Annotated in this window: 20 protein-coding genes; 18 read left to right on the top strand and 2 right to left on the bottom strand. The window is 65.8% G+C overall.

Annotated elements, in window-relative coordinates; genetic code table 11:
* Positions 1–62 precede the first annotated feature (62 nt).
* The 3 genes from MUU56_RS01805 to exoR all read left to right on the top strand — a co-directional run bounded on the left by MUU56_RS01805 (position 63) and on the right by exoR (position 5770).
* Positions 63–2990 (top strand): valine--tRNA ligase, encoded by a 2928-nt coding sequence (locus tag MUU56_RS01805; protein ID WP_244765628.1) that lies wholly within the window; start codon positions 63–65, stop codon positions 2988–2990.
* 357 nt (positions 2991–3347) lie between these two features.
* Positions 3348–4601 (top strand): OmpP1/FadL family transporter, encoded by a 1254-nt coding sequence (locus tag MUU56_RS01800; protein WP_244765627.1) that lies wholly within the window; start codon positions 3348–3350, stop codon positions 4599–4601.
* A 365-nt stretch (positions 4602–4966) separates the two neighbouring features.
* Complete coding sequence (gene exoR / locus MUU56_RS01795) at positions 4967–5770, top strand: exopolysaccharide production regulator ExoR (protein WP_244765995.1); 804 nt, start codon at positions 4967–4969, stop codon at positions 5768–5770.
* 150 nt (positions 5771–5920) lie between these two features.
* Here exoR and xth read toward each other — a convergent pair whose 3' ends face one another.
* Entirely contained in the window at positions 5921–6712 is a 792-nt protein-coding gene (xth, locus tag MUU56_RS01790) for an exodeoxyribonuclease III (RefSeq protein ID WP_244765994.1), read from the bottom strand.
* A gap of 35 nt (positions 6713–6747) precedes the next feature.
* On the bottom strand, positions 6748–7080 hold the full coding sequence (gene erpA, locus MUU56_RS01785) for an iron-sulfur cluster insertion protein ErpA (protein WP_244765626.1): 333 nt from the start codon (positions 7078–7080) through the stop codon (positions 6748–6750).
* 218 nt (positions 7081–7298) lie between these two features.
* Here erpA and MUU56_RS01780 point away from each other — a divergent pair, with 218 nt between their 5' ends.
* The 15 genes from MUU56_RS01780 to MUU56_RS01710 all read left to right on the top strand — a co-directional run bounded on the left by MUU56_RS01780 (position 7299) and on the right by MUU56_RS01710 (position 25190).
* Entirely contained in the window at positions 7299–8519 is a 1221-nt protein-coding gene (locus MUU56_RS01780; RefSeq protein WP_244765625.1) for a deoxyguanosinetriphosphate triphosphohydrolase, read from the top strand.
* Between the two features lie 67 nt (positions 8520–8586).
* Positions 8587–10347, top strand: coding sequence for an arginine--tRNA ligase (argS, locus tag MUU56_RS01775; RefSeq protein ID WP_244765624.1), 1761 nt, complete (start codon positions 8587–8589; stop codon positions 10345–10347).
* Positions 10348–10410: 63 nt separating this feature from the next.
* On the top strand, positions 10411–13890 hold the full coding sequence (locus tag MUU56_RS01770) for an SPOR domain-containing protein (protein WP_244765623.1): 3480 nt from the start codon (positions 10411–10413) through the stop codon (positions 13888–13890).
* Between the two features lie 125 nt (positions 13891–14015).
* A complete protein-coding gene (nagZ, locus tag MUU56_RS01765; protein ID WP_244765622.1) occupies positions 14016–15035 on the top strand; it encodes a beta-N-acetylhexosaminidase in 1020 nt (339 codons plus the stop codon).
* A gap of 113 nt (positions 15036–15148) precedes the next feature.
* Complete coding sequence (locus MUU56_RS01760; RefSeq protein WP_244765621.1) at positions 15149–15958, top strand: segregation and condensation protein A; 810 nt, start codon at positions 15149–15151, stop codon at positions 15956–15958.
* Positions 15951–16664 (top strand): SMC-Scp complex subunit ScpB, encoded by a 714-nt coding sequence (gene scpB / locus MUU56_RS01755; protein WP_244765620.1) that lies wholly within the window; start codon positions 15951–15953, stop codon positions 16662–16664. Before MUU56_RS01760 ends, scpB begins: the two co-directional genes overlap by 8 nt.
* A 164-nt stretch (positions 16665–16828) precedes the next feature.
* Complete coding sequence (locus tag MUU56_RS01750) at positions 16829–17932, top strand: ABC transporter ATP-binding protein (protein ID WP_244765619.1); 1104 nt, start codon at positions 16829–16831, stop codon at positions 17930–17932.
* A gap of 42 nt (positions 17933–17974) precedes the next feature.
* Positions 17975–18172, top strand: a complete 198-nt coding sequence (locus MUU56_RS01745) for a twin-arginine translocase TatA/TatE family subunit (protein ID WP_023511864.1) — start codon at positions 17975–17977, stop codon at positions 18170–18172.
* A gap of 146 nt (positions 18173–18318) precedes the next feature.
* Positions 18319–18945 carry a Sec-independent protein translocase protein TatB gene (gene tatB, locus MUU56_RS01740; RefSeq protein ID WP_244765618.1) on the top strand — a complete coding sequence of 209 codons (627 nt, stop codon included), beginning with the start codon at positions 18319–18321 and terminating at the stop codon, positions 18943–18945.
* Positions 18942–19778 (top strand): twin-arginine translocase subunit TatC, encoded by an 837-nt coding sequence (gene tatC / locus MUU56_RS01735; RefSeq protein WP_244765617.1) that lies wholly within the window; start codon positions 18942–18944, stop codon positions 19776–19778. Before tatB ends, tatC begins: the two co-directional genes overlap by 4 nt.
* Before the next feature lie 69 nt (positions 19779–19847).
* Positions 19848–21131 carry a serine--tRNA ligase gene (gene serS / locus MUU56_RS01730; RefSeq protein WP_244765616.1) on the top strand — a complete coding sequence of 428 codons (1284 nt, stop codon included), beginning with the start codon at positions 19848–19850 and terminating at the stop codon, positions 21129–21131.
* A gap of 19 nt (positions 21132–21150) precedes the next feature.
* Positions 21151–21921, top strand: coding sequence for a 5'/3'-nucleotidase SurE (gene surE / locus MUU56_RS01725; protein WP_244765615.1), 771 nt, complete (start codon positions 21151–21153; stop codon positions 21919–21921).
* The gene (locus MUU56_RS01720) at positions 21918–22574 is read left to right on the top strand and encodes a protein-L-isoaspartate(D-aspartate) O-methyltransferase (protein WP_244765614.1); all 657 of its coding nucleotides are present in this window, start codon (positions 21918–21920) and stop codon (positions 22572–22574) included. The genes surE and MUU56_RS01720 overlap by 4 nt, the downstream gene beginning before the upstream one ends.
* Before the next feature lie 258 nt (positions 22575–22832).
* On the top strand, positions 22833–23459 hold the full coding sequence (locus tag MUU56_RS01715; RefSeq protein ID WP_244765613.1) for a biotin biosynthesis protein BioC: 627 nt from the start codon (positions 22833–22835) through the stop codon (positions 23457–23459).
* Positions 23460–23609: 150 nt separating this feature from the next.
* Positions 23610–25190, top strand: a complete 1581-nt coding sequence (locus MUU56_RS01710) for a peptidoglycan DD-metalloendopeptidase family protein (protein WP_244765612.1) — start codon at positions 23610–23612, stop codon at positions 25188–25190.
* Positions 25191–25841 lie beyond the last annotated feature (651 nt).

The raw sequence follows: 25841 nt of genomic DNA, 5'->3' as shown, positions 1-25841 counted from the left end.
GACTTCGCCCCGGCCATCCGGTTTAGAAAACGCAACCGACAAACAGCAGGCCACGCACGAAAATGCTTGAAAAGAACTATGATTCCGCAGCGGTCGAGCCGCGCATTGCCAAGGCATGGGAAGATGCGGACGCGTTCCGCGCCGGCGAGGGGGCAAAGCCCGGGGCCGAGACCTTCACCATCGTCATCCCGCCGCCGAACGTGACGGGCTCGCTGCATATGGGCCACGCCCTCAACAACACGCTGCAGGACATCATGGTCCGCTTCGAGCGCATGCGCGGCAAGGACGTGCTGTGGCAGCCCGGCATGGACCACGCCGGCATCGCGACGCAGATGGTCGTCGAGCGCAAGCTCGCCGCCGAGAAGCTGCCGGGCCGGCGCGAGATGGGCCGCGAGGCCTTCGTCGAGAAGGTCTGGGAGTGGAAGGCGGAATCGGGCGGCCTGATCTTCAACCAGCTGAAGCGCCTCGGTGCATCCTGCGACTGGTCGCGCGAACGCTTCACCATGGACGAGGGGCTTTCCGACGCCGTCCTCGAGGTCTTCGTCTCGCTCTACAAGGAAGGCCTGATCTACCGCGGCAAGCGGCTGGTGAACTGGGACCCGAAATTCGAAACGGCGATTTCCGACCTCGAGGTCGAGAACAGGGAAGTCGACGGCCATATGTGGCACTTCAAGTACCCACTCGCCGACGGTGCGACCTACACCTATGTCGAGAAGGACGCCGACGGCAATGTCGTCTTCCAGGAGGAGCGCGACTACATCTCCATCGCCACCACGCGTCCCGAGACGATGCTGGGCGACGGCGCGGTCGCCGTCCATCCCTCGGACGAGCGCTATGCGCCGATCGTCGGCAAGCTCTGCGAGATCCCGGTCGGCCCCAAAGAACATCGCCGCCTCATCCCGATCATCACCGACGAGTATCCGGAACCCGACTTCGGCTCCGGCGCGGTGAAGATCACGGGCGCGCACGACTTCAACGACTACCAGGTCGCCCGCCGCAACAACATCCCGCTCTACCGCCTGATGGACACGCGCGCCGCCATGCGCGCCGATGGCGAACCCTACGCCTTCTACGCGGCGCAGGCGCTGGAGATCGCCAAATCCGGCGACCTGCCGAACGAGGCCGAGGTCGACGATATCAACCTCGTTCCCGACGAATATCGTGGCCTCGATCGCTACGAGGCCCGCAGACGCATCGTCGAGGCGATCAACGCCGAGGGCCTCGCGGTCACCGTCAAGGATGCCGAAGGCAACGACGTGCCCTTCGTCGAGAACAAGAAGGTCATGCAGCCGTTCGGCGACCGCTCCGGCGTCGTCATCGAGCCGATGCTGACCGACCAGTGGTTCGCCGACGCCGCGACGCTGGCCAAGCCCGCCATCGCCTCCGTGCGCGAGGGCCGCACGAATTTCGTCCCGAAGAACTGGGAGAGGACCTATTTCGAGTGGATGGAGAACATCGAGCCGTGGTGCATCTCCCGCCAGCTCTGGTGGGGCCACCAGATCCCGGCCTGGTACGGCCCGGACGGTCAGGTCTTCGTCGAGAAGACCGAGGAGGAGGCGCTGCATGCCGCCATCCAGCACTACATCGCCCATGAAGGCCCCTGGAAGGCCTGGGTCGAGGAGAAGCTGGAGAATTTTGCCCCCGGCGAGATCCTGACGCGCGACGAGGACGTGCTCGACACCTGGTTCTCCTCCGCGCTCTGGCCGTTCTCGACGCTCGGCTGGCCGGAACAGACGCCGGAGCTGGAAAAATACTACCAGACCGACGTGCTCGTCACCGGCTTCGACATCATCTTCTTCTGGGTCGCCCGCATGATGATGATGGGCCTGCACTTCATGAAGGACGAGTTCGGCAATCCGGTCGAGCCGTTCCACACCGTGTATGTCCACGCCCTGGTGCGCGACAAGAACGGGCAGAAGATGTCGAAGTCGAAGGGCAACGTCATCGATCCGCTCGAGCTGATCGACGAATACGGCGCGGATGCGCTGCGCTTCACGCTGGCCATCATGGCCGCGCAGGGCCGCGACGTGAAGCTCGACCCGGCCCGCATCGCCGGCTACCGCAATTTCGGCACCAAGCTGTGGAACGCCACGCGTTTTGCCGAGATGAACGGCGTTGCGGCCGATCCGAAATTCGTGCCGGAAGCGGCCTCGCTGACGATCAACCGCTGGATCCTGACGGAACTTGCCCGCACCGCGCGCGACGTCACCGAGGCGATCGAGACCTACCGCTTCAACGACGCGGCGAGCACGCTCTACCGCTTCGTCTGGAACCAGTTCTGCGACTGGTATCTGGAGCTGCTGAAGCCGGTGTTCAGCGGCGAGGATGCCGCGGCGAAGGCGGAATCGCAGGCCTGCGCGGCCTATGTCCTGGAGGAGATCTACAAGCTCCTGCATCCGTTCATGCCCTTCATGACGGAAGAGCTCTGGTCGCACACGGCCGGTGAGGGCAAGACGCGCGAAAACCTGATCTGCCACGCCGAATGGCCGTCGCCGGCCTATGGCGACGAGGCGGCCGCCGACGAGATCAACTGGCTGATCGACCTCGTCTCCGGCATCCGCTCGGTGCGCGCTGAAATGAACGTGCCGCCGAGCGCGACGGCGCCGCTTGTCATGGTGGGCGCCAATGCGCTGACGCGCAAGCGCCTTGAAACGCACGATTCAGCGATCCGCCGCCTTGCGCGCGTCGAGCAGATCCGCCTGGAGGACGCGGCGCCGAAGGGCGCGGCGCAGATCGTCGTCGGCGAGGCGACCGCCTGCCTGCCGCTCGGCACGCTGATCGATCTGGCGGCGGAAAAGGCCCGCCTGGAAAAGGCGATCGACAAGGCGAAGGCGGAAGCCGCGCGCATCGAGGCCAAGCTGTCGAACGAAAAGTTCGTCGCCAATGCCAAGCCGGAGGTGGTGGAGGCCGAGCGCGAGCGCTTCGCCGAGCTGGAGCAGCAGCTCGCAAGCCTGGCAGTGGCGCTTGCCCGCGTGAGCGAAGCGGGCTGATTCCCGTCAAATTTGCAGGGATGCTTTGAAAACCGCGCCGGGTCCCCCGGCGCGGTTGTTTATTCGGCGGACCGCTCGCAATATCTCGGCTGTGTCTAAAAAGTGACAGCCGGCTGCCGGATTGGAAAAGATAACTCTTAATTAGTGGAAAGCGCCCGATATTTGAAAAATCGTTTCTGGTCGTTCAACTGCTGAGGGGCTTCATGAAAATCTTACGTAATTTTTTGAACGTCCATCGGAAATCATGGGCAAAAACTGGGGTTTGCCAATCCCGCGCTCCTCTTCGATAGTCGGGATGGAGAGGCGCGAAGCAGAGGCAGCTGCTGTTTGCGCAGGACTTTTGCAGGGGAGGATTGCATGAAACGGAAGAACATCGGCCTTTTGGGGATGACGGCGATGGCCCTGCTGGCCGCCACATCCGCGCAGGCGGGCGGCCTGGAGCGCGGCGGGTACAATATCGACCTGCTGTTCGATCCCTCGGACTATGTTTTCGAGTCGGCGGTGACCTTCGTCAACCCGCAGCGCGACATGAACAATGTCCGCGACAACATTCCCCTCGACGGCGACCTGAACGGCCTGCCGAGCAACGGCATTCGCGACACGGAGAGCTACTGGGTGCCGCGCATCGGCTTCAAGGCGTCGATCACCGATGCGATCGACTGCATGGCCGACTATTCCCAGCCCTGGGGCGCCCATATCAATCCCGGCCGCAACTGGGCGGGTGCCAACGACAATGTCGAGACCAAGATCGAGAGCCATAACTACGCGGCGACCTGCTCCTATTCCTTCGACATGGGTCCGGGCCAGTTCCGGGTGATCGGCGGCGGTTTCTACCAGGAGGTTTCCGGCTTCAAGGATCGCCTCGTCTTCGCCATGCCCGAGGGCTCGCCGCTGAACGGCATGGGCCGCCTGAAGCTGGAAGGCGAGGGCTGGGGCTGGCGCGCCGGCATCGCCTACGAGATCGAGGAATATGCGCTGCGCACCAGCCTCATCTACAACAGCGCGGTGAAGCTCGACGACATCACCGGCACCATGGACCTCCGGCAGGTGCCCGGCGCCGTCCTGCCGGGTTTTGCGGGTGTCAGCACGCCGGTCTTCGGCTCCGCCGACATGCCCGATTCGCTGGAGTTCAAGTTCCAGACGGGCATCGCGCCGGACTGGCTGGCCTTCGGCTCGGTCAAGTGGACCGACTGGAGCCAGCTGCAGAGCCTGCCCTTCTGCCCTGTCGCCACGCGCGGCATCGACTGCCGCACGAGCGGCCCGACGGAGGTCACCTCGCTCGACCTGCTCTACCGCGACGGCTGGACCGTTTCGGGCGGCATCGGCCACAAGTTCAACGACAAGATCAGCGGCGCGGTGAGCCTGACCTGGGACCGCGGCACGAGCACCGGCATCGGCACGCATGCCGATACCTGGACCGTCGGCACGGGCATTTCCTATGCGGCGAACGAGAATGTCGAGTTCCGCCTGAGCGGCGCGCTGGGCATCCTGACGAGCGGCTCGTCCGGCCAGGTCGTCAAGGACGGCCGCACCTTCGGCCGCCGCGTCTCCTACGATTTCGACAGCGATCTCGTGACGGCGATCTCCACGTCGCTGAAGATCAAGTTCTGATCCGGCGGACCATTGGCGATCAGAATCGGGCCCGGTGTCATCACCGGGCCCTTTTTCTTGGTTAATGTTTCGTTACCTCGTCGCAGGCTTGATGGGGAAACCACAACGACGCCTCAAAATATGTGACGGAATCGCAACACATTTTTTTCCAGAGTTTGCTACACAACCGGGAGAGCGACGAAATGTCCATTTCCCGCCACAAACGGGGCGCAGCGATAACGACATGTAGACGCGTGGAAGCCGCGCCCAGGGAAACGATGAGCCAGCCGATGTCATTGCCGCCGGAGTTGCCGGAAACCCGCACGAGACCTGTGCGTTCCCGGTTCGGCGCTAGGAAGAAGGTCCGGCGCGGAATTGTAGAAGTGATGCCGAAGTCCGAGTTGATGCCGATGAAAGTAGTGGTATTGGGCCTTTGTCTCTCGCTCTCCTTCGGGGCGGCGTCCCAGGCTCTCGCATTCGATCCCCAATCCGGCGTCAGCAAGGAAAGCGGCCCCTTCGATCTCTTCAAGTTCGGCTTCTTCTCCTACAAGGAGGGGCGCAAGAGCGACGCCGTCGAGGCCTACCGCTACGCCGCCGAAAAGGGGCATACGGGCTCGCGCTGGGCGCTCGCCAACATGTATGCCGATGGCGACGGCGTGCCGGAAAACGATCTCGAAGCCTTCAAGATGTACAGCGAGATCGCCCAGGCCGGCGTCGAGCCGGGCTCGGAGGATACGGGCTACTTCGCCAATGCGCTGATCGCGCTCGCCAGCTACTATCGCCGCGGCATTCCGGACAGCCCCGTCAAGGTCGACATGGCGCAGGCCCGCCAGCTCTATTTCCAGGCCGCCTCCGCCTTCGGCATTCCCGAGGCCCAGTTCCAGCTCGGCCGCATGATGCTCTCGGGCGAGGGCGGCAATGTCAGCGTGCACCAGGCCAAGAAATGGCTGAACCGCGCGCGCAACAACGGCCATGCCGGCGCGATGGGCCTCTTCGGCAACATCCTTTTCCAGGAAGGCCAGACGGCTCGCGGCCTTGCCTTCATGACCGCCGCGCTCGATCATTGCCCGCCGAAGGACTGCGGCTGGCTGCAGGCCACGCAGGAAGAAGCCTTTTCCGTCGCCAGCGAGGACGACCGCCGCAAGGGCGTGGCGCTCGCGCAGAGCATCCGGTTCAGCCCGGAAGAATAGCGGCAAGATAGCCCCCCCTCATCCGGCCTGCCGGCCACCTTCTCCCCGCAAGCGGGGAGAAGGGATTTGTGGCAAGGCCGCGCCCCATCTTCCTTCTCCCCGCTTGCGGGGAGAAGGTCGCGGCAGCGGGATGAGGGGCGGCTCTGTACTCTACGCCGCGTAATCCAGCACCGCCACGACCGGCACGTGGTCGGACGGTTTTTCCCAGTTGCGCACATGCTTTTCGACCGCCGTCGAGACGAGGCGGTCCGAGGCTTCGGCCGACAGCATGAGATGGTCGATGCGGATGCCGAAATTCTTCGGCCAGCAGCCGCCCTGATAGTCCCAGAACGTATAATGCGGCACGGCATCGCTCGAGGCGCGCACGGCGTCCGTGAGGCCGAGGTTCTCCAGGCGCCGGAAGGCCTGGCGGGTCGGCGGCAGGTAGAGCGCGTCCCGTTCCCAGACCTTCACGTCCCAGCAGTCGTGCGGCTCGGGAATGACATTGTAGTCGCCGGCAAGGATCAGCGGCTCCTCGAGCGCCAGCCGGTCCTCGGCAAAGGCGATCAGCCGGTCCATCCAGGAAAGCTTGTAGGGATACTTTATCGGGTCGTCCGCCGGATTGCCGTTGGGCAGGTAGATCGAGCAGACGCGGATCGCGCCGTCCTCGACGGAGAACACGCCCTCGATGAAGCGGGACTGCACGTCCTCCTCGCCGCCGGGCAGGCCGCGGTTCACCTCGTCCGGCCGGATCTTCGAGAGCAGGGCGACGCCGTTGAAGCCCTTCTGGCCGTGCGTCTCGACATGATAGCCGAGCGCCTCGATCTCGCCGCGCGGAAACCCTTCGTCGATCGTCTTGATTTCCTGGAGCGCGACGATGTCGGGATTGGAGTCTTTCAGCCAGGCGACGAGATTGTCGATGCGCGCCCGCACGCCGTTGATGTTCCAGGTGGCGATCTTGATCGGCATGCAGGTTCCCGTCTTGGTTTTTTGAAAGGTCAGATCGAGAAGCTGGTGCCGCAACCGCAGCTGGCGACGGCGTTCGGGTTCTTGATCTGGAAGGACTGGCCGAGAAGGTTGTCGACGAAATCGATCTCGGACCCGTCCATGTAGATGAGCGAGAGCTGGTCGATCAAGACCTTCGCATTGTCCCGCTCGAGCACCAGGTCGTCGTCCTGCTGGTCCTCGACGAGGTCGAACTTATAGGAGAAGCCGGAACAGCCGCCGCCCTCGACGGAGACGCGCAACGCCTGCTTCTCGGGCGAGGCCGTCAGGATCGACGCGATGCGCCGTGCGGCGGCGTCGGAAATGGTAACGGACTTGTCGGTCATGTCTGCCTCCTGCCGGGGTCAAGGTCCGGAGAGAATCGCTATCCTTCCGGAACGGCGCTTCTGCCGCTCCTGGCGTGACCTGCTGCGAACCGTCTCAAACAAACCCTTGAAAAGGCTTGTATTTCAAGCTCCGCTTGCAGCCGGACTTGCCGCTGTGCACACTATAGGTATGAAGGCATTGCGGCCGCGTCAATGGCCGGCGTGAATGCAGGTGAAGAATGACGTTCGACAGACATGCGCTGGGTTTTGGCGCGGGGCAACGCGCCATCTATGCCTCCGACCCCTGGGCGACCCGTGGACGGCTCCATCCGGAAGCGGAAAGCCCGACGCGTTCGGACTTCCAGCGCGACCGCGACCGCATCGTGCATACCACCGCCTTCCGGCGCCTCAAGCACAAGACGCAGGTCTTCATCGCCGCCGACGGCGACCACTATCGCACGCGGCTGACCCACACGATCGAGGTGGCGCAGATCGCCCGCGCGCTCGCCCGCGCCCTGAAGCTCGACGAGGATCTCGCCGAGGGCGTGGCGCTGGTGCACGATTTCGGCCACACGCCCTTCGGCCATACCGGCGAGGACGCGCTGCACGAGGTGCTGAAACCCTTCGGCGGCTTCGACCACAACGCCCAGTCTCTGCGCATCGTCACCAAACTGGAGCGGCGCTATGCCGAGTTCGACGGGCTGAACCTCACCTGGGAAAGCCTCGAAGGGCTCGTCAAGCACAATGGGCCGCTGATCGGGCCGACCGGCGAGTGCACCCATGGCGAGGAGGTGCCGCGGCCGATCCTCGACTACTGCGCCATGCACGACCTGGAACTCGGCAGTTTCGCGAGCATGGAGGCGCAGGTGGCGGCGATCGCCGACGACATCGCCTACAACACCCACGATATCGACGACGGCCTGCGCTCGGGCTATCTCACCTTCGAGATGCTGGAGGAGGTCCCGTTCCTCGCCAGGCTGATGCACGACGTGCGCCAGCGCTATCCGGGCCTCGAAGCGTCGCGCTTCACCCACGAGATCATGCGCCGCCAGATCACCGCCATGGTGGAGGACGTGATCGGCTATGCCCAGCAGGCGATCGGCGACGAGCGGCCGGAAAGCGCCGAGGACGTGCGCAGGGCGCGCCGCTGCCTTGCGACCTTCTCCGCGGAGATGGCGGTCACCGACAAGGAGATCAAGAGGCTGCTGTTCTCGCGCATCTACCGGCATCCGGAGGTGATGCGGGTGCGGGCGAACGCCGCCTCGATCCTCACGGACCTCTATCACGCCTATATGGACGACCCGCAGCTCATGCAGGGGCACTATTGGGTGGACCGCATCGCGACCATGCCGGAATCGGCCCGCGCCCGCCATGTCGGCGATTATCTTGCCGGCATGACCGACAATTACGCGATCAACACGCACCGCCGGCTGTTTGACCATACCCCCGAATTGCGATAGTCAGCCGCCCACCTGAACTTCTTCGCAGGAATGGCCCGGAACGGGTTGCTGCGCGTGGATGGATGAGATGAACCTTTTTACAGACTTCGACAGCAGAATCAAAAACGTACTCGAAGGACTTGAGATCGTCCGTGAAAAGCGTGCCGACCTCGACTTCGGCCGTATCAGCGTCGAGCCGCCGCGCGATGCGAGCCATGGCGACGTCGCGACCAATGCCGCGATGGTGCTGGCGAAGCCTCTCGGCCTCAATCCGCGGGCGCTTGCCGATCTCATCGTCGCCGAGCTGAAGAAGGATCCGGAAGTGGCGGATGTCGGCGTCGCCGGCCCCGGTTTCATCAATGTCCGCCTCTCCGTCGCCTACTGGCAGAAGCTGCTCGCCGCGATCGTCCGGGCCGGGACCGGCTACGGCCGGGGTGCCCTCGGCACCGGGCGCAAGGTCAATGTGGAATATGTCTCGGCCAACCCGACCGGCCCGATGCATGTCGGCCATTGCCGCGGCGCCGTCGTCGGCGATGCGCTGGCCAACCTGCTCGCCTTTGCCGGCTTTGCCGTGACCAAGGAATACTACATCAACGACGCGGGCTCGCAGATCGACGTGCTCGCCCGCTCGGCCTTCCTGCGCTACCGCGAGGCGCTCGGCGAGACGATCGGTGACATCCCGTCGGGTCTCTATCCGGGGGACTATCTGGTGCCGGTCGGCGAGGCGCTGGCCGAGGAATTCGGCACGACGCTGCGCGCCATGCCGGAACACCAGTGGATGCCGATCGTCAAGGAAAAGACGATCGACGCGATGATGGCGATGATCCGCGAGGATCTGGCCGCCCTCAACGTCACGCACGACGTCTTCTTCTCCGAGCGCTCGCTGCATGCCGGCAACGGCGCGCCGATCCGCACCGCGATCAACGATCTGACCTTCAAGGGCCATGTCTACAAGGGCGTGCTGCCGCCGCCGAAGGGCCAGCTGCCGGAAGACTGGGAAGACCGCGAGCAGACGCTCTTCCGCTCGACGGAGGTCGGCGACGACATCGACCGCCCGCTGATCAAGTCGGACGGCTCCTATACCTATTTCGCCGCCGACGTTGCCTACTTCAAGGACAAGTTCGACCGCGGCTTCGACGAGATGATCTATGTGCTCGGCGCCGACCACGGCGGCTACGTCAAGCGCCTGGAGGCGGTCGCACGGGCCGTTTCCGAGGGGAAGTCGAAGCTGACGGTGCTGCTCTGCCAGCTGGTCAAGCTGTTCCGCAACGGCGAGCCCGTGAAGATGTCGAAGCGCTCCGGCGACTTCGTCACGCTCCGCGACGTGGTCGACGAGGTCGGCCGTGATCCGGTGCGCTTCATGATGCTCTACCGCAAGAACAGCGAGCCGCTCGACTTCGACTTCGCCAAGGTGACGGAGCAGTCCAAGGACAATCCGGTCTTCTACGTGCAGTATGCCCATGCGCGCTGCATGTCGGTGTTCCGCCAGGCGGCCGAGGCCTTTCCGGACCTCGATGTCGCCGCGCTCGATCTGGCTGCCGCGATCGACGGCAACATCGCCGATCCGAGCGAGTTGCAGCTTCTGGCGAAGCTGGCAGAATATCCGCGTGTGATCGAGGGGGCTGCACTGGCGCACGAGCCGCATCGCATCGCGTTTTACCTCTATGATCTTGCCAGCGCATTCCATGCTCACTGGAACAAAGGCAAAGAGCAGCCGGAATTACGGTTTGTTAACGATAAAAATAGAGAATTGAGTATCGCCAGACTTGGGCTGGTGCACGCTGTCGCCTCTGTTCTTAAGTCGGGCCTGTCCATTACAGGCACGGCTGCGCCGAACGAAATGCGGTAACGTCACCATTTGCCCACAATAAGCTGGCAAACGCGTTTTTGTAGCTTGTGAGTGGGAAGCAGTATGGCAGACAAGAACTTCGCGCGAAGCGGAACCGCTGACACGGATCTCCTGGCGGACGACGACCCGTTGGCCGAGCTTGCCCGTCTCGTCGACTACGAGCCGCGTCCGCTTCCGGGCGCCGGCAGGTCCTTCTCCGAGCCCGCCCGGGTTGTGCCGCGATTGGACAATCCTGTTCTCGCCCTTGAGGACGAGTTGATGCGGGCCTTCGAGCAATATGACACGCCGCGCCGCGAGAGCGTCGAGCCGGTCGTTGCCGAGCGGGCGGCGCCGCGCCATGTCGAGCCTGTGTTCGATATGCCGGAGCCTGCCGCCGAGGCGCGCGACGCCATCCTCGACACGGTGCCGACGCGCGATGCCGCGCCGGTCGATGCCGGCCATCGCGAGCCTTCCTTCGAGGAGCAGTTCTTCGGCGTCGAGCCGTCTGTCGAGGAAGAGCGCCCGGCGGAGGCGCAGCAGCCGGATGCCGTTGCGAGCGATGCCGGCCACGAGCCTGCCTTCGAGGAGCACGCCGTCGAGCCGCCTTTCGTGGAGGAAGCCTTCGCCGAAGCGGCCGAGCATGACGTCCTCCTCGACGCTGCGCCGGTCGATGCCGCCCACCGTGAGCCCGCCTTCGAGGAGCAGTTCTTCGGCGTCGAGCCGTCCATCGAGGAAGAGCGCCCGGCGGAGGCGCAGCAGCCGGATGCCGTCGCGAGCGATGCCGGCCGCGAGCCCGCCTTCGAGGAACATGCGGTCGAGCCGCCCTTCGCGGAAGAGATCGTCGCCGCGGCGACGCCGGCCGACGTCGAGCCTGAGCTGGATTTCGATCCGGCCCTGCTGCTTGCCGACGAGCTCGAGGCGGCCGTGCACGACGTGCCGTCCGTCGCGATCGAGCCGGCGGCGCATGCCGGCCACCAGTTCGTCGACCGGCTGGAGCCGCGCTTCGAGCCGCCCGTGCGCAGCGAACCCGTTGCCGAGACCCCCGTTGCCGCCAGCGCCGACGAGCGCCAGCCCGTCGTGCTCGGCCTGCAGCCGCTCGCTCCCGAGGAGAACCCGATCGACGAGATCGGCCTCGACCTGGAGCGCGAGCTGGAGCTTTCGATCGGCGATGGTTTCGCCGACGACCTGCTCTCCGAGGGACACAATGCCGAAGCGGCCGCGACCACGCAGGCCGGCGGCGAGCCGGTTCTCCAGGCCTGGATGTCCGATGCGGCCGCCGAACCCTTCCATGCCGAGCCGGCCTATGCCCGCGACGAGCCGCAGTTCGTCGCCGAAATGCCGTTCGAGACGCGGGAAGACCGTGCCCGCGCCGTGGCCGAGGCCGAGACGCAATGGCAGGATGCCGAGCCCGTGCACGACGCGCAGCCCGACTACCGGGTGGAATCGGTCGAGCCCGGCTGCACCTACGACCAGGACGCCCTGCTGGCGGAGGTCGAGCGCTATCCCGTGCCGGAAAGTCGCTCTCCCCTGACGGCCGCCACGCTTGCCGCCGTCGGCGCGACGCCGCGCAGCGGCATGGCCAACGTTTCCGCGATCTTCGGCCGTGCGACGCCCGTCGCGCACCGCCAGCCGGCCGTCGAGACGGCCCGGACGCCGGTTGCCGAAACCGCGCATGAACCGGTCTTCGAGCCCGCGCAGGAGCCGGTGGCGGACACCTATCGCACGCCGGTCGCCGAGACCCGCCAGGAGCCCGCCGCCATGGCGACCCCGGCTGCCTCGGGCGCTGAGCTCGATTTGGAGAACCTGGAATTCGACCTTTCCGACATCGACCTCGACCTTTCCGATTTCTCGCTCGACGAGGAGCCGGTGCGGCAGGAGGACAAGGCGCCGGAAACCCGGATGGAGGCCGCCACGCCCGTCGAGGTGCAGACGCCCGTGCGCCGCGAGCCGGCCGTCGCCGTTCCCGTTTCCACCTATACCGCGCCGCAGCCGGTGGTGGCCGAGACGGCCGATGGCGCGCTGCCCTTCGACCCGACGATGATCGCCGATACCGACGAAGGTGTCTCGCCGGTCACCGAGCTGGACGTCCCGCAGCTTCCCGTCATCGAGAAGGAAAAGCCGCCGGCCTACCAGCCCGACTACGATTTCGACATCGACGCGGAAATGGCGCAGCTCTTCAACGAGCCCGCCGCCAAGGCGCGCGGCGAAGACCTGTCGGCCGGCGTTGCCGGCGGTGCGGTTGCCGCGGCCATCAGCCAGCCGATGGCGCAGATCAACGATGTCGACGATTTCGAACGTGCCCTCGAGGAGGATTTCCGCCGCTCGCTGAACCAGCCGGAGCGCATGGCGATCCCCGTCGATCCGGGCCAGGCCAACACGCTCTATGCCGGCGACGGCTACGACGAGGAGCAGTCTCGCCCGCGCCGCGGCCTGCTGATCGCCGCCTCCATCGCGGCCCTGCTGATGGTCGGCGGCGGTGGCGTCTACGCCTGGAGCGCCTTCTCCGGCGGTGCGGCCGGCTCCGGCGAGCCGCGGGTGATCCTGGCCGACAAGGAGCCGGTCAAGATCGTGCCGGAGGAAAAGGGCGGCAAGACCGTGCCGAACCAGGACAAGGCGGTCTATGACCGCGTTGCCGGCGACACGGCCGCAACGCCGCAGCAGGAACAGCTCGTCACCTCGACGGAAGAGCCGGTCGACGTCGTCCAGCGCACGCTGACGCCGGAGACCCTGCCGTTCGATGGTCCGGAAGACGGCGTCGAGGCGGTCATCGCGGCGGAAAACGAAAACCGCGTGCTGCCGGGCGTCGACGAGCCGGAAACCGCAACGGCCGAAGGCGGCAGCAAGCCGCTCGTCTCGCCGCGCAAGGTCAAGACGATGATCGTCAAGCCGGACGGCACGCTCGTCGCCCGCGAGGAGGCGGTCGGCGAACCTGCGACGGACATTGCCGGGCTCGATGCCAAGGCGACCGCGACCACCGGCAGCGCCTCGGGCGAAGCCGCCGCGACGGTCGACGCCGATGCTTCGCTGCGCGCCGAGCAGGCGGCCGGCGAAGGCCAGCCGCGCTCCGCGCTTGCGGAGGTCGCCGATGCCGAAGTCGACGACACCGCGCCGGTGCGCACCGTGAAGACGACGACGATCGGCGCCACGACCGGTTCGACGGACGGCAATGCGCCGATCCCGGGCACCCGCCCGATCGACCAGCCGGTTACCGTGGTCGGCACCGTGACCGAGAACGGCAACGTCTCGGGCACGCGGACTGCCGAGGCCACGCCGACGCAGACGCAGACGGCGGAACAAACGCAGGTCGCAGCCGTCGCGCCGGGCAGCTACGTCATCCAGATCGCCTCGCTGCCCTCGGAGGCGGAGGCCCAGAAGAGCTACAATTCGCTCTCCTCCAAGTTCTCCAGCGTCATCGGCGGGCGCGGCGTGGACATCAGGAAGGCGGAGATTCCGAACAAGGGCACCTACTTCCGCGTCCGCATCCCGGCCGGTTCGCGCGAAGAGGCCAATGCGCTGTGCAACCGCTACAAGAGCGCCGGCGGAAGCTGCCTCGTCACCCGCTGAGGTGACGCCGAATTCCTGGGGAGGCGCGGGCATGGTCCGCGCCTCTTCGATTCCCGCGGGCCGTCGCCGAGTGGCGGGCAGGGCGCGCGCTTCGTTTTCCCTACCGAACCTTTAAGATTGCGGACATGAGCGAATCGAAATCCTTCCTTTCGGGCTGCAAGGGCCTGAGCCTGAGCGCCGACGAAAAAGCCTTCTTCCGCAGCGAGCGGCCCTGGGGCTTCATCCTGTTCGGCCGCAACATCGGCGAGCCGGCGCAGGTGGCGGACCTCACCGCCGAGATGCGTGACTGCGTCGGCGGCGGGGCGGACGTTCCGGTCCTGATCGACCAGGAGGGCGGCCGCGTCCAGCGCATCAGGCCGCCGCATGTGCAGCAATATCCGAATGCCGCCGCGCTCGGCGCCATCTACCGCGCCGACGCGGAGAAGGGGCTGCGCGCTGCCTGGCTGATGTCGCGCCTGCACGCCTTCGATCTCCTGCGCCTCGGCATCAATGTCGATTGCCTGCCGGTGCTCGACGTTGCCGTGCCGGGCGTGCACGACGTCATCGGCAACCGTGCCTACGGGCAGGAACCGGAGATCGTCTCGGTGATGGGCAAGGCCGCGGCCGAGGGCCTCAAGGCCGGCGGCCTGCTGCCGATCATGAAGCACATGCCGGGCCACGGCCGCACCATGGTCGATTCGCACCATGACCTGCCGGTGGTGCACGCAAGCCGCGCCGAGCTTGAGGCCTGCGATTTCGTGCCCTTCCGGCGCATGAAGGACGAGCTGATGGCGATGTCCGCCCACATCGTCTTCACCGCCATCGATGCCGACAACCCAGCGACGACCTCGGCGACGGTGGTGAGCGAGATCATCCGCGGCCATATCGGCTTCGACGGGCTGCTGATGTCGGACGACGTGTCGATGAACGCGCTGAAGGGCGATATTGCCGCAAGAAGCCGGGGAATCATTGCCGCCGGCCTCGACATGGTGTTGCATTGCCATGGCATCATAGAGGAAATGATCGCGGTGGCCGAGAACGTTCCGCCGCTCACCGGCGACAGCCTGCGGCGGGCGAATGCGGTTCGTGCGGGCTTCCCGACGCCGGACGGGGCGGACGAGGCGGCGCTGCGCGAGGAATTCAACGCCATGATCGCGGTGGCCTGACAGCCGCCGCAAATGGTGTCCCATGGTGCGCAGGCACACGGGGCAAGGAAAGGGGCGACGTGCAGGGAACGGGGTCGAAGCCACCGAAGAAGGGACGCGGCGCAGAGGCGCCGATGGCCGACCTGTGGCAGGACGCCGAGGCACGGGGCCTTTCCGAGGAGAGCCTCGTCGTCGATCTTGCCGGCTTCGAGGGCCCGCTCGACCTTCTCCTGCATCTCGCTCGCACGCAGAAGGTGGACCTCACCCGCATCTCCGTGCTGGCGCTCGCCGAACAATATCTCGTCTTCATCGAGCGGGCGCGCAAGATCCGCATCGAGCTTGCCGCCGACTATCTCGTCATGGCGGCCTGGCTCGCCTATCTCAAGTCGCGCCTGCTCATTCCCAGGCAGGCGAAGGACGACGGCCCTTCCGGCGAGGAGATGGCGGCCAGCCTCGCCTTCCGCCTGAAGCGGCTGGAGGCGATGCGGGATGCGGCGACGCGGCTTGTCAACCGCAATCGCCTCGGCCGCGACGTCTTTGCCCGCGGTATGCCGGAGCACATCCCGACCGAGCGGCGTTCGTCCTTCGAGGCCTCGCTCTACGACCTGCTCAGCGCCTATTCTTCGCTGCGCCAGCGCCATGCGATCACCCACGTCACCATCGAGAAGCGCAATGTCTGGTCGCTCTCCGATGCGCGCGAGATCCTGTCGCTGCTTATCGGCGGCTTCGAGGACGACTGGGCGGCGCTCGACAGTTTCATCCTGCGATACCTGAGCGACCCGGCGGAACGCACCACGGCGATCGCCAGCGCCTTCGCGGCGACGCTGGAACTTGTGCGGGAAGGGCGGCTGGAGCTGCGCCAGGACGGCGCCTTCCAGCCGATCTACCTGCGCCGCGGGCCGAAGCCCGAGGGCGACGAGGACGGGAGCGACGGGCGTGGCTGAGCCGGAGGACGACGCACCGCGCGAGGCGGACGGCGGCACGATCGTCGATCCGCGCCGGCTGCACGAGGCCGCGCGCATCGCCGAGGCGCTGGTCTTCGCGTCCGCCGGTCCGGTCTCGCAGGCCTACATCGCCGAGCGCCTGCCGCGCGGCGTCGACGTGCTGCATGTCATGCGCGAGCTGAAGGCGCTCTATGCCGGGCGCGGGGTCAATCTCGTGCAGCTCGGCGACAGCTGGGCCTTCCGCACCGCGCCGGATCTCTCCTTCGTCATCCGGACCGACGAGACGGAGGTGCGCAAGTTGTCGCGCGCCGCGCTGGAGGTCCTGTCGATCATCGCCTATCACCAACCCGTCACGCGCGCCGAGATCGAGGATATCCGCGGCGTGCAGACCTCCAAGGGCACGCTCGACGTGCTGATGGAGGCGGGCTGGGTGCGTTTCCGCGGCCGCCGCCGCTCGCCGGGCCGCCCGGTGACCTTCGGCACGACGCGCGATTTCCTCGATCATTTCGGCCTGGAGGATCTGCGCGACCTGCCGGGCCTCGAGGAGCTGAAAGGCGCCGGCCTCCTGTCCGGCCGCATCCCCTCCAACTTCCAGGTGCCGATGCCGCTGCGCGAGGACGAGCTGGCGGAGGACGAGGACCCGATCACCCAGCTGGACCTGGAGGAACTCGGTCTCTTGACACCGGGCGGAAAAGAAGACGAATAGACGAAGCTTATAGAGCAGTTCCAGCAAAAGTGCGCCGCGGTTTTGCGCGCGGAACTGCGCCCACACAACGGCTGGGGCATCCTTGCGCTTCGAGGCGGCGTGAAAATGCTCTGCAGGACTGTATCGCGAGCGCACAGGCTGGCGACAGGGAAAGACTTCGGCACATGGTTCTGGATCCGTCAGGCTCCAACGGTATCGAGACGAAACGCGCATCGGCGGTAACCTTCGCGGCGCGCCTGTCCTTCGAGGATATCCGCCACAGCTACCACAACAAGGAGACGATCCGCGGCATTTCGCTGACGGCGGAACCCGGCGAGGTCCTGTGCCTGCTCGGCCCGTCCGGCTCCGGCAAGACGACGCTGCTGCGCATTGCCGCCGGCATCGAGGCGCAGACGGCCGGCCGCGTGCTCCTGAACGACCGCGAGGTTGCCGGCCCCGCCGTCTTCCTGCCGCCGGAGCGGCGCGGCGTCGGCCTGATGTTCCAGGATTTCGCGCTCTTTCCGCATATGTCGGTGCTCGACAACGTGCGCTTCGGCCTGACGGCCCTGCCGCGCGCGGAGGCCGAGGCGGAGGCGCAGGTGGCGCTCGAACGCGTCGGCCTGTCGCATTATGCCCAAAAGTTTCCGCATGTGCTTTCGGGCGGCGAGCAGCAGCGCGTGGCGCTTGCCCGGGCGCTCGCGCCGCGTCCGTCGGTCCTGCTGATGGACGAGCCGTTCTCCGGGCTTGATTCGCGCCTCAAGGATTCGATCCGTGCCGATACGCTGGCGATCCTGCGCCAGTCGCGCGCCAGCGCCATCGTGGTGACGCACGATGCGGAGGAGGCGATGCGCATGGGCGATCGGATCGCCCTGCTGAAGGATGGCCGCCTCGTGCAGGTCGGCACCGCGGAAGAGCTTTATCTTCATCCGAGCAACATCTTCGCCGCCGCCTTTTTTTCGGAGATCAACGAATTTCCCGGCCGTGTGCGCGACGGCGTCGTCGAAACGCCGCTCGGCAATGTCGATGGCAAGCGTTTTTCCGATGGCCAGAAGGTCCATGTGGCGGTGCGCCTTTCGGGGCTGCGCGTCATGGAAAAGGACGGCGAAGTGCCCGCGCGCATATTGTCGCGGCGCTTTCTCGGGGTCGTCGAGCTGCTCGAACTCGCCATACCCGGCACGGACCAGCCGATCCGTGCCCGCGTTCGGGCAGATCAGTTGGCATCCGGATTGCGCGACGTCACGCTTTCGGCTAACCACCGCGACATTCTAGTGTTTGAAAAAGACGGCTGAACGTCTTACATCGGGGTACAAGTTCGAAAGGGAGTCAAGACAATGGGTTCTTTCAGCATCTGGCATTGGCTGATCGTTCTGGTGGTGGTGCTGCTGCTGTTCGGCCGCGGCAAGATTCCGGAACTGATGGGCGATGTCGCCAAGGGCATCAAGAATTTCAAGAAGGGCATGTCCGACGAGGAAGCCGCCGCCGCCGACAAGGCGAAGACCGTCGATCACAAGGCCGACGAGGTCAAGTGACCGGCGTACGGCGCCCCGCGTCCCTCGTGACGCGCAAAGGACGCTGCAGAACCTGGATTTGCCAGGTCGATCCGTGCGGTTTGATATCGTGCGGATCGGCATGGCGGCCGCGAACGGCGGTTCGCGGTCCATGAGGACAGTACCCTATGCTTGATGTCGGCTGGACCGAAATACTCGTCATCGCGATCGTCCTGATCATCGTGGTCGGTCCGAAGGACCTGCCGCAGATGCTGCGCACGTTCGGCCGCATGATGTCGAAGATGCGCGGCATGGCGAGCGATTTCCGCCAGCAGTTCGACGAGGCGCTGCGCGAAGCGGACCTTGAGGACGTCAAGAAGACGATCGGCGAGGCGCAGAAGCTCAATCCGCTGAACACCATCCGCGAGGCGGTCAATCCGCTGCGCCAGATGGGCGACGAGATCAAGGCGGACCTGCAGAAGACGACCGGTTCCGTCTCCTCGGCTGCGCCCGCGACAACGCCGGCCGAAGGCGTCACCGCCAGCAGCACGCCGGTCGCCGTGCCCTCCGAAGCGCAGAAGCCTGCCTCGGCCGAGCCCGTCGCCGCCGTTCCGCTGAAGGCGGGGCCGACCAGGAAAACGACGGCGAGGAAGCCGGCCGACGACGCCGCGAAGGTGTCAAAGTCGCGCAAGGCGCCCGTCAAGGCGGAAGGCGTCGGCAAGGCCGCTGCCAGGCCGGCCGCGAAGACCACTGCCGAAAAGAAGACGGCGCCCGCCAGGGCCAGGACTGCAAAGACCAAGAAGGGCGACGCATGAGCGGCGACATCGAAGACAAGCCCCAGCCGCTCATCGAGCACCTGATCGAGCTCCGCCAGCGCCTGCTGTGGGCGGTCGGCGCGTTCTTCGTCGCCTTTCTCGTCTGTTTCTACTTCGCCAAGCAGCTGTTCAACCTGCTCGTCCTGCCGTTCAAGTGGTCGGTGGAGTGGGCGGGGCTGACGCACCGCAATGTCGAGCTGATCTATACGGCGCCGCAGGAGTTCTTCTTCACGCAGATCAAGGTCGCCATGTTCGGCGCGCTGGTCATCGCGTTTCCGGTCATCGCCCAGCAGGTCTACAAGTTCGTCGCGCCCGGCCTCTACAAGAACGAGCGCGCCGCCTTCCTGCCGTTCCTGATCGCCTCGCCGATCCTGTTCCTCATCGGCGCCGCGCTGGTCTATTTCTTCTTCACGCCCATGGTCATGTGGTTCTTCCTGGCCATGGAGCAGGGCGGCGGCGAGGGGCAGGTCTCGATCCAGCTCCTGCCGAAGGTGTCCGAATATCTCAGCCTCATCATGTCGCTGATCTTCGCCTTCGGCCTCGTCTTCCAGCTTCCGGTTGTCTCGTCGCTCCTGGTGCGCGCCGGCTTCATCACGTCGGACACGCTGAAGGAAAAACGCAAATACGCGATCGTCATCGCCTTCGTGGTCGCCGCCGTGCTGACGCCGCCCGATCCGGTCTCCCAGATCGGCCTTGCACTGCCGGCCATCCTTCTCTACGAGATTTCCATCTATACGGCCCGACTCATCGAACGGCAGCGGGCGAGCGCCTCGAACGCGCAGGATGCGGACAGCGAGGTCGTCGCAACGCCGGAAGAGGCCGACAAGGCCTGACCTTCGGCGTTGCCGCACTGTGCTGCCGGGCGCGGGTGGGCCTCAATCCACGGAACGCCTGGAACGACAATGCTTGATATCAAATGGATCCGCGACAACGCCGCCGCTCTCGACGCCGCCCTGGCAAAGCGCGGCGCGAGCCCCCTGGCACAGGCCCTCATCGATCTCGACGAGAAGCGCCGCAGCGTCATCCAGAAGGCGCAGGACATGCAGTCGCGCCGCAACGCCGCCTCCAAGGAGATCGGCGCGGCCATGGCGGCGAAGAATGCCGAGCTTGCCGACAGGCTGAAGGCCGAGGTCTCGGCCATCAAGGACCAGCTTCCCGCGGCGGAAGAGGAGGAGCGCCAGGTCACCGCCGAGCTCAACGACGCCCTGTCGCGCATCCCGAACATCCCGCTCGACGACGTGCCGGTCGGCACGGACGAGACCGGCAATGTGGAAAAGCTGAAATGGGGCAGCAAGCCCGGCTGGAACCACAAGGCTCTGGAGCACTACGAGATCGGCGAAGCCCTCGGCTACATGGATTTCGAGGCCGCGGCGAAGATCGCCGGCTCGCGCTTCACCGTGCTGAAGGGCCAGCTCGCGCGCCTCGAGCGCGCCCTCGGCCAGTTCATGATCGACGTGCATACCGGCGAGCATGGCTATACGGAAGTGCATGCGCCGCTGCTGGTGCGCGACGACGCCATGTTCGGCACGGGCCAGCTGCCGAAATTCTCCGAGGACCTGTTCCGCACCACGGATGGCCGCTGGCTGATCCCGACCGCGGAGGTCTCGCTCACCAACCTCGTGCGCGAGGACATCCTCGACCAGGAGAAGCTGCCGCTGCGCTTCACCGCGCTGACGCCGTGCTTCCGCTCGGAGGCCGGTTCGGCCGGCCGCGACACGCGCGGCATGCTGCGCCAGCACCAGTTCATGAAGTGCGAGCTCGTCTCGATCACCGATGCGGAAAGCTCGATCGACGAGCACGAGCGCATGACGGCCTGCGCCGAGGAGATCCTGAGGCGTCTCGGCCTGCATTACCGCCTCATGACGCTGTGCACCGGCGACATGGGGTTCGGCGCCCGCAAGACCTACGACCTCGAAGTCTGGCTGCCTGGGCAGGATACGTTCCGCGAGATCTCGTCCTGCTCGGTCTGCGGCGATTTCCAGGCGCGCCGCATGAACGCGCGCTACCGCGGCAGGGACGACAAGGCGACGAAGTTCGTGCACACGCTGAACGGCTCGGGCACGGCCGTCGGCCGCGCGCTGATCGCCGTCATGGAGAACTACCTCAACGAGGACGGCTCGGTTACCGTGCCGGACGTGCTGCTGCCCTATATGGGCGGCCTGAAGAAGATCGAGAAGGCCGCCTGAGGCGGAAGGCGGAGACGACATGCGCATTCTTCTGACGAACGACGACGGCATCCACGCCGAGGGACTGGCGATCCTCGAACGGATCGCCCGTGAACTGACGGACGACGTCTGGATCGTCGCGCCGGAGACGGACCAGAGCGGGCTTGCCCATTCGCTGACGCTCTCCGAGCCGCTGCGCCTCAGGAAGATCGACGACAAGCGCTACGCGCTGCGCGGCACGCCGACGGACTGTGTCATCATGGGCGTGCGCGAGGTGCTCGACGAGAAGCCGGACCTCGTGCTGTCGGGCGTCAATGTCGGCGCCAACATGGCCGACGACGTCACCTATTCGGGCACGATCGCCGGCGCGATCGAGGGCACGCTGCAGGGCATCAAGTCCATGGCGCTGAGCCAGGCCTACAACCATGCCGGCGGCCGCGTCGTGCCGTGGGAGGTCGCCGAAAGCTTCGCGCCGAAGCTGATCCGCCAGCTGATGGATGTCGAGCTGCCGGACTGGACCTTCTTCAACATCAATTTCCCGAACTGCGCGCCCGCGGAGCTCAACGGCGTCGAGGTCACCAGCCAGGGCAAGCTCGATTTCGGCCTGACGATCGACGAGCGCATGGACGGCCGCGGCTTCCCCTATTACTGGCTGCGCTTCGGCGAGCGGAAGGGCGATTTCCGCGCCGGCACGGACATTCATGCGGTGAAGAACCACAAGATCTCCGTGACGCCGCTGAAGCTCGATCTCACGGACTACACGGTGCTGGATCGCGTCCAGCGCGTTCTCAACGGCGAGGATGCGGATTGAACACGGGGCGGGTGATCGAGAAAGAGGGGTTTGCCGCGCTGGCGCTGCGCCTGCGCGGCCAGGGCATCAACGATCTCGACCTGCTGACGGCCGTGGAACAGACGCCGCGCACGCTTTTCGTGCCGCCGCAATTCGCCGGCGAGGCCTATTCGCGCCGGGTCCTGCCGCTCGATTGCGGCTCTTTCATCGAGGGCATCGACCTTGCGGTGCGCCTTCTGCATCTCCTGAACCTGAAGGCCGGCCAGCGGATCCTTGAGGTCGGCACCGGTTCCGGCTTCACCGCCGCCGTCATGGGCCGCCTGACGGAGCGCGTGCTGACCGTCGACCGCTATCGAACGCTGGTCACCAATGCGCAGCAGTCGATCGAGAAGGCTGGCATCCGCAACGTCATCGTGCGCCAGGCCGACGGCAGCAACGGCATGCCGGGCGAGGGGACCTTCGATCGCATCCTCGTCACCGCCGCCTTTCCGGCGCTGCCGCGGTTCTTCGCCGAGCAGCTGGTGTCCGGCGGCATGCTGATCGCGCCCGTCATGGTCAGCGAAACCGAGTGCCGCATGCTGAAGCTCGTCAAGACCGGCAGCCGCTTCGATCGTGAAGACCTCTTCGACGTGCCCTACCTGCCGATCGTCCCCCAGATGGCGCAGGCCCTCTGACCCATCCCGACCGCGTTTCCTCCTCGCTCGGCAGGCTTGGGCCCGCCGAGTCTTTCGGCGTTTTCCCGGAAAATCGATGTTCGCAGCTGGAGCGCCTGCACGCCAGGCGAGCGTTTCGGGCGAAAATACAATGCGTTAACCTTTTGTTAACCGACGCAAGCTTCGCGCAAGCTTTAAGGCGTAGGCCCATGACGAAGCAGAAGTTTCCACACAGGGCGCCGGTTTCCCAAGGGATGCGGCGTTCCGATGGAGAGGAAAATGCACGTCTCGAACAGGATCGCCAGCAGCTCGACCAGCGACAGCCTCGCATATCTTGCGACGAGGGCTGCGGGCAAGGCTGCCGAAGAGAATGTCGAGGCGGGCTCGACCGCGCATCTGGCCGGCGGCAGCTACGATCCGTCCGCTCATGTCGGCCTTTCCGTCGATGCGCTGCTGGTCCTCAGCGTTGCGCGGGAAGAGGTGGCCTACAGCCAGCCGGCGCTCACGGATGCCGAGCGGGAGAATCTTGATACGGCCGCGCTCGAGGAGCGTGAGCATGCCGCCTTCGGCCGCTTCCTGGAGGAAGGCGACCGCAAGGCCTATTACCGCGCCTATATCGAATATTTCGACAGCATGCCGGCGGAGGACCAGCGCAGCGCCCGCTATGCCGGTACGCGTGAGCCAGCCGTCGCGGCGCTGCGCGCCATCGCCTACAACGAAAGCGCCCTCGACATGACGGCGCCCGACGCCGCCCTGGAAAACGCGACCGCCGGGGACAGGGCTGCCCGGCGCGCGACGCCCATCGCGGCGATCTTCCAGCCGAGCCAGGCGGACTTCGAGAACGCCGCCCGCCTCGTCACCAGCCGCATCTCGCGCGCCGACGCCATGTATGCGACCGGCTTTTGAGCCGCTTGCGCACGCCTTTCGCCATGGTGGGGCAAACCATGGTTATCAATTCATCAAAAAACCGATGCGGATAGCCCTGCTTTAACCGGGCAGTAACTCTAACGCGCTTTAATCGGCCTACATCAAGTAGCGTACCGATTGGGTAGTCATATGCGTAAGAGTGTATCGCCGAGTTTTGCCAGGACCACGACCCGCCTCGTTGCGGCCGCCCTGCTGGCCAGCGTCGCGACCGGGTGCAGCTCGGACGTGTCTCGTTTTGGCGGCCTCTTCTCCTCCTCCGGTCAGGACAACATCACCACCAGTTCGGTTCCGCGCCGCACGCTGCTCGGCGGCAATCCGGTTCCGCGCGGCAATGTCGGCAACGGCCAGCAGTTCGCGACGGCCGACCAGCTGGGGTCGCGCGAGGAGGCGCTCAACCAGCCGTTCCCCGATCAGGGCACGGTCTCCTACGACCCGATCAACACCGCGACCACCGGCGGCTCCGGCACGCGGCTGGCGACGACGCCGATGAGCGTCCAGCGCGGCGAGCTCGCCGATCCGACGCTCGGTGCCCGCCAGTCCGCCGAGCGCGAGGTCGCCCTCGGCCAGCAGCTTCCCGAGCGCAAGGCGAAGGCCATCGTCGAGGGCGCCGACAACCTGACGACGTCGACCGTCAACAAGGGCAAGGCCGGCTGGTCGACGCGGAACGCACCGGTCGTCATGCTGCGCCAGGGCGAAAGCGTGAAGACGCTCGCCAATCGCTACGGCGTGCCGGAAAAGGAAATCCTCGCCGCCAACAACCTGAAGCGCGCGTCGGATGCCGAGCCCGGCCAGAAGATCGTTATCCCGACCTTCAGCACCACGGCAAGCGCCGCCAAGGCCTCGACCGACAGCACGCTCAAGGTCGACAACAAGCTGCCGACGCCGGAGCGCAAGGGCGAGCAGAACGTCGCAATCCTGCCCACCACCTCCAGCCGCGAGAAGCTGAAGTCGGAAAGCGGCCAGACGAATTCGAACGTCGCCGATGCCGGCGAAGGCAAGGCCAAGGGCGGCTACGAGGTGCAGCCGGGCGATTCGCTCGCCAAGATCGCGCGCAGCAACGGCGTCTCCGTCGATGCGCTGAAGAAGGCGAACGGCCTTGAGACGGCATCGATCCGCATCGGCCAGAAGCTGGTCATCCCCGCCGGCGGCAGCGTGGCCGCGGCCGAGACGACGACCGACAGGACGGTGACCGCGTCCGTTCCGGTCAAGAAGGAAAAGGCCGTCGAGACGGCGGAGAAGAAGCCGGAAGCCTACAAGGCACCGGTCAAGACCGTGTCGGTCACCGAAGTCGCGGAAAAGTCCGATGTCACGGAGGAAGCGCCCGAATCGACCGGCATCGGCAAGTATCGCTGGCCGGTGCGCGGCGCGGTGATCGCCGGCTACGGCGCCAATGTCGAGGGCAACCGCAACGACGGCATCGACATCTCCGTTCCCGAGGGCACGCCCATCAAGGCCGCCGAGAACGGCGTGGTCATCTATGCCGGCTCCAGCCTGAAGGAACTCGGCAACGCGGTCCTCGTGCGCCACGACGACGGCACGGTCACGGTCTACGGCCATGCCGGCGACCTTAATGTCCAGCGCGGCCAGAAGATCCAGCGCGGCCAGACCGTCGCCACCTCCGGCATGAGCGGCAACGCCACCCGCCCGAAGGTGCACTTCGAGGTGCGCAAGAACGCCACGCCGGTCAACCCGATGACCTTCCTGGAATAGGATTCTGGTCGGTTGGGAAAAACAGAAAGACCCGGTTCAACCGGGTCTTTCTGTTTGCGGGGGGTACCTGCCGAACCTCTCCACCGTCATGGTGGGCTCGATCCGACTATCCGCCTCCGTGCGCCGGTCGGTGGATCCCCGGCTCAAGGCCGAGGATGACGTCGGAGGGTGGGGGGAGGTTTCCTGATATTACTGAGGCCGGGATCGACCGGGCCTTGCCGCCTGACAAAGGCGCCGAACCTCTCCTCCGTCATGGTCGGGCTTGACCCGACCATCCAACTTCCGAGCACGCCGGTTGATCCTCGGCTCAAGGCCGAGGATGACGTCAGAGGGTGGGGTGAGGTTTCCCGATATTACTGAGGGGGATCGACCGGGCCTTGCTGTTCCTGACAAAGGCGCCGAACCTTTCCTCCGTCATGGTCGGGCTTGACCCGACCATCCACCTTCCGAGCACGCCGGTTGATCCTCGGCTCTGGGTCGAGGATGACGTCGGAGGGTGGGGTGAGGTTTCCCGATATTACTGAGGCTGGGATCGACCGGGCCTTGCTGTTCCTGACAAAGGCGCCGAACCTCTCCTCCGTCATGGTCGGGCTTGACCCGACCATCCACCTTCCGAGCACGCCGGTTGATCCTCGGCTCTGGGTCGAGGAT

This window comes from Shinella yambaruensis, from assembly GCF_022899355.1.
Taxonomy (GTDB): domain Bacteria; phylum Pseudomonadota; class Alphaproteobacteria; order Rhizobiales; family Rhizobiaceae; genus Shinella; species Shinella yambaruensis.
The sequence above is the reverse complement of the archived record's forward strand: the minus strand, read 5'-3'. Positions and strand labels throughout refer to the sequence as shown.

Coding starts and splice junctions, on each gene's coding strand:
- MUU56_RS01805 (WP_244765628.1), top strand. CDS start 63: ATGCTTGAAAAGAACTATGATTCCGCAGCGGTCGAGCCGCGCATTGCC.
- MUU56_RS01800 (WP_244765627.1), top strand. CDS start 3,348: ATGAAACGGAAGAACATCGGCCTTTTGGGGATGACGGCGATGGCCCTG.
- exoR (WP_244765995.1), top strand. CDS start 4,967: ATGCCGAAGTCCGAGTTGATGCCGATGAAAGTAGTGGTATTGGGCCTT.
- erpA (WP_244765626.1), bottom strand. CDS start 7,080: ATGACCGACAAGTCCGTTACCATTTCCGACGCCGCCGCACGGCGCATC.
- MUU56_RS01780 (WP_244765625.1), top strand. CDS start 7,299: ATGACGTTCGACAGACATGCGCTGGGTTTTGGCGCGGGGCAACGCGCC.
- argS (WP_244765624.1), top strand. CDS start 8,587: ATGAACCTTTTTACAGACTTCGACAGCAGAATCAAAAACGTACTCGAA.
- MUU56_RS01770 (WP_244765623.1), top strand. CDS start 10,411: ATGGCAGACAAGAACTTCGCGCGAAGCGGAACCGCTGACACGGATCTC.
- nagZ (WP_244765622.1), top strand. CDS start 14,016: ATGAGCGAATCGAAATCCTTCCTTTCGGGCTGCAAGGGCCTGAGCCTG.
- MUU56_RS01760 (WP_244765621.1), top strand. CDS start 15,149: ATGGCCGACCTGTGGCAGGACGCCGAGGCACGGGGCCTTTCCGAGGAG.
- MUU56_RS01750 (WP_244765619.1), top strand. CDS start 16,829: ATGGTTCTGGATCCGTCAGGCTCCAACGGTATCGAGACGAAACGCGCA.
- MUU56_RS01745 (WP_023511864.1), top strand. CDS start 17,975: ATGGGTTCTTTCAGCATCTGGCATTGGCTGATCGTTCTGGTGGTGGTG.
- tatB (WP_244765618.1), top strand. CDS start 18,319: ATGCTTGATGTCGGCTGGACCGAAATACTCGTCATCGCGATCGTCCTG.
- tatC (WP_244765617.1), top strand. CDS start 18,942: ATGAGCGGCGACATCGAAGACAAGCCCCAGCCGCTCATCGAGCACCTG.
- serS (WP_244765616.1), top strand. CDS start 19,848: ATGCTTGATATCAAATGGATCCGCGACAACGCCGCCGCTCTCGACGCC.
- surE (WP_244765615.1), top strand. CDS start 21,151: ATGCGCATTCTTCTGACGAACGACGACGGCATCCACGCCGAGGGACTG.
- MUU56_RS01715 (WP_244765613.1), top strand. CDS start 22,833: ATGCACGTCTCGAACAGGATCGCCAGCAGCTCGACCAGCGACAGCCTC.
- MUU56_RS01710 (WP_244765612.1), top strand. CDS start 23,610: ATGCGTAAGAGTGTATCGCCGAGTTTTGCCAGGACCACGACCCGCCTC.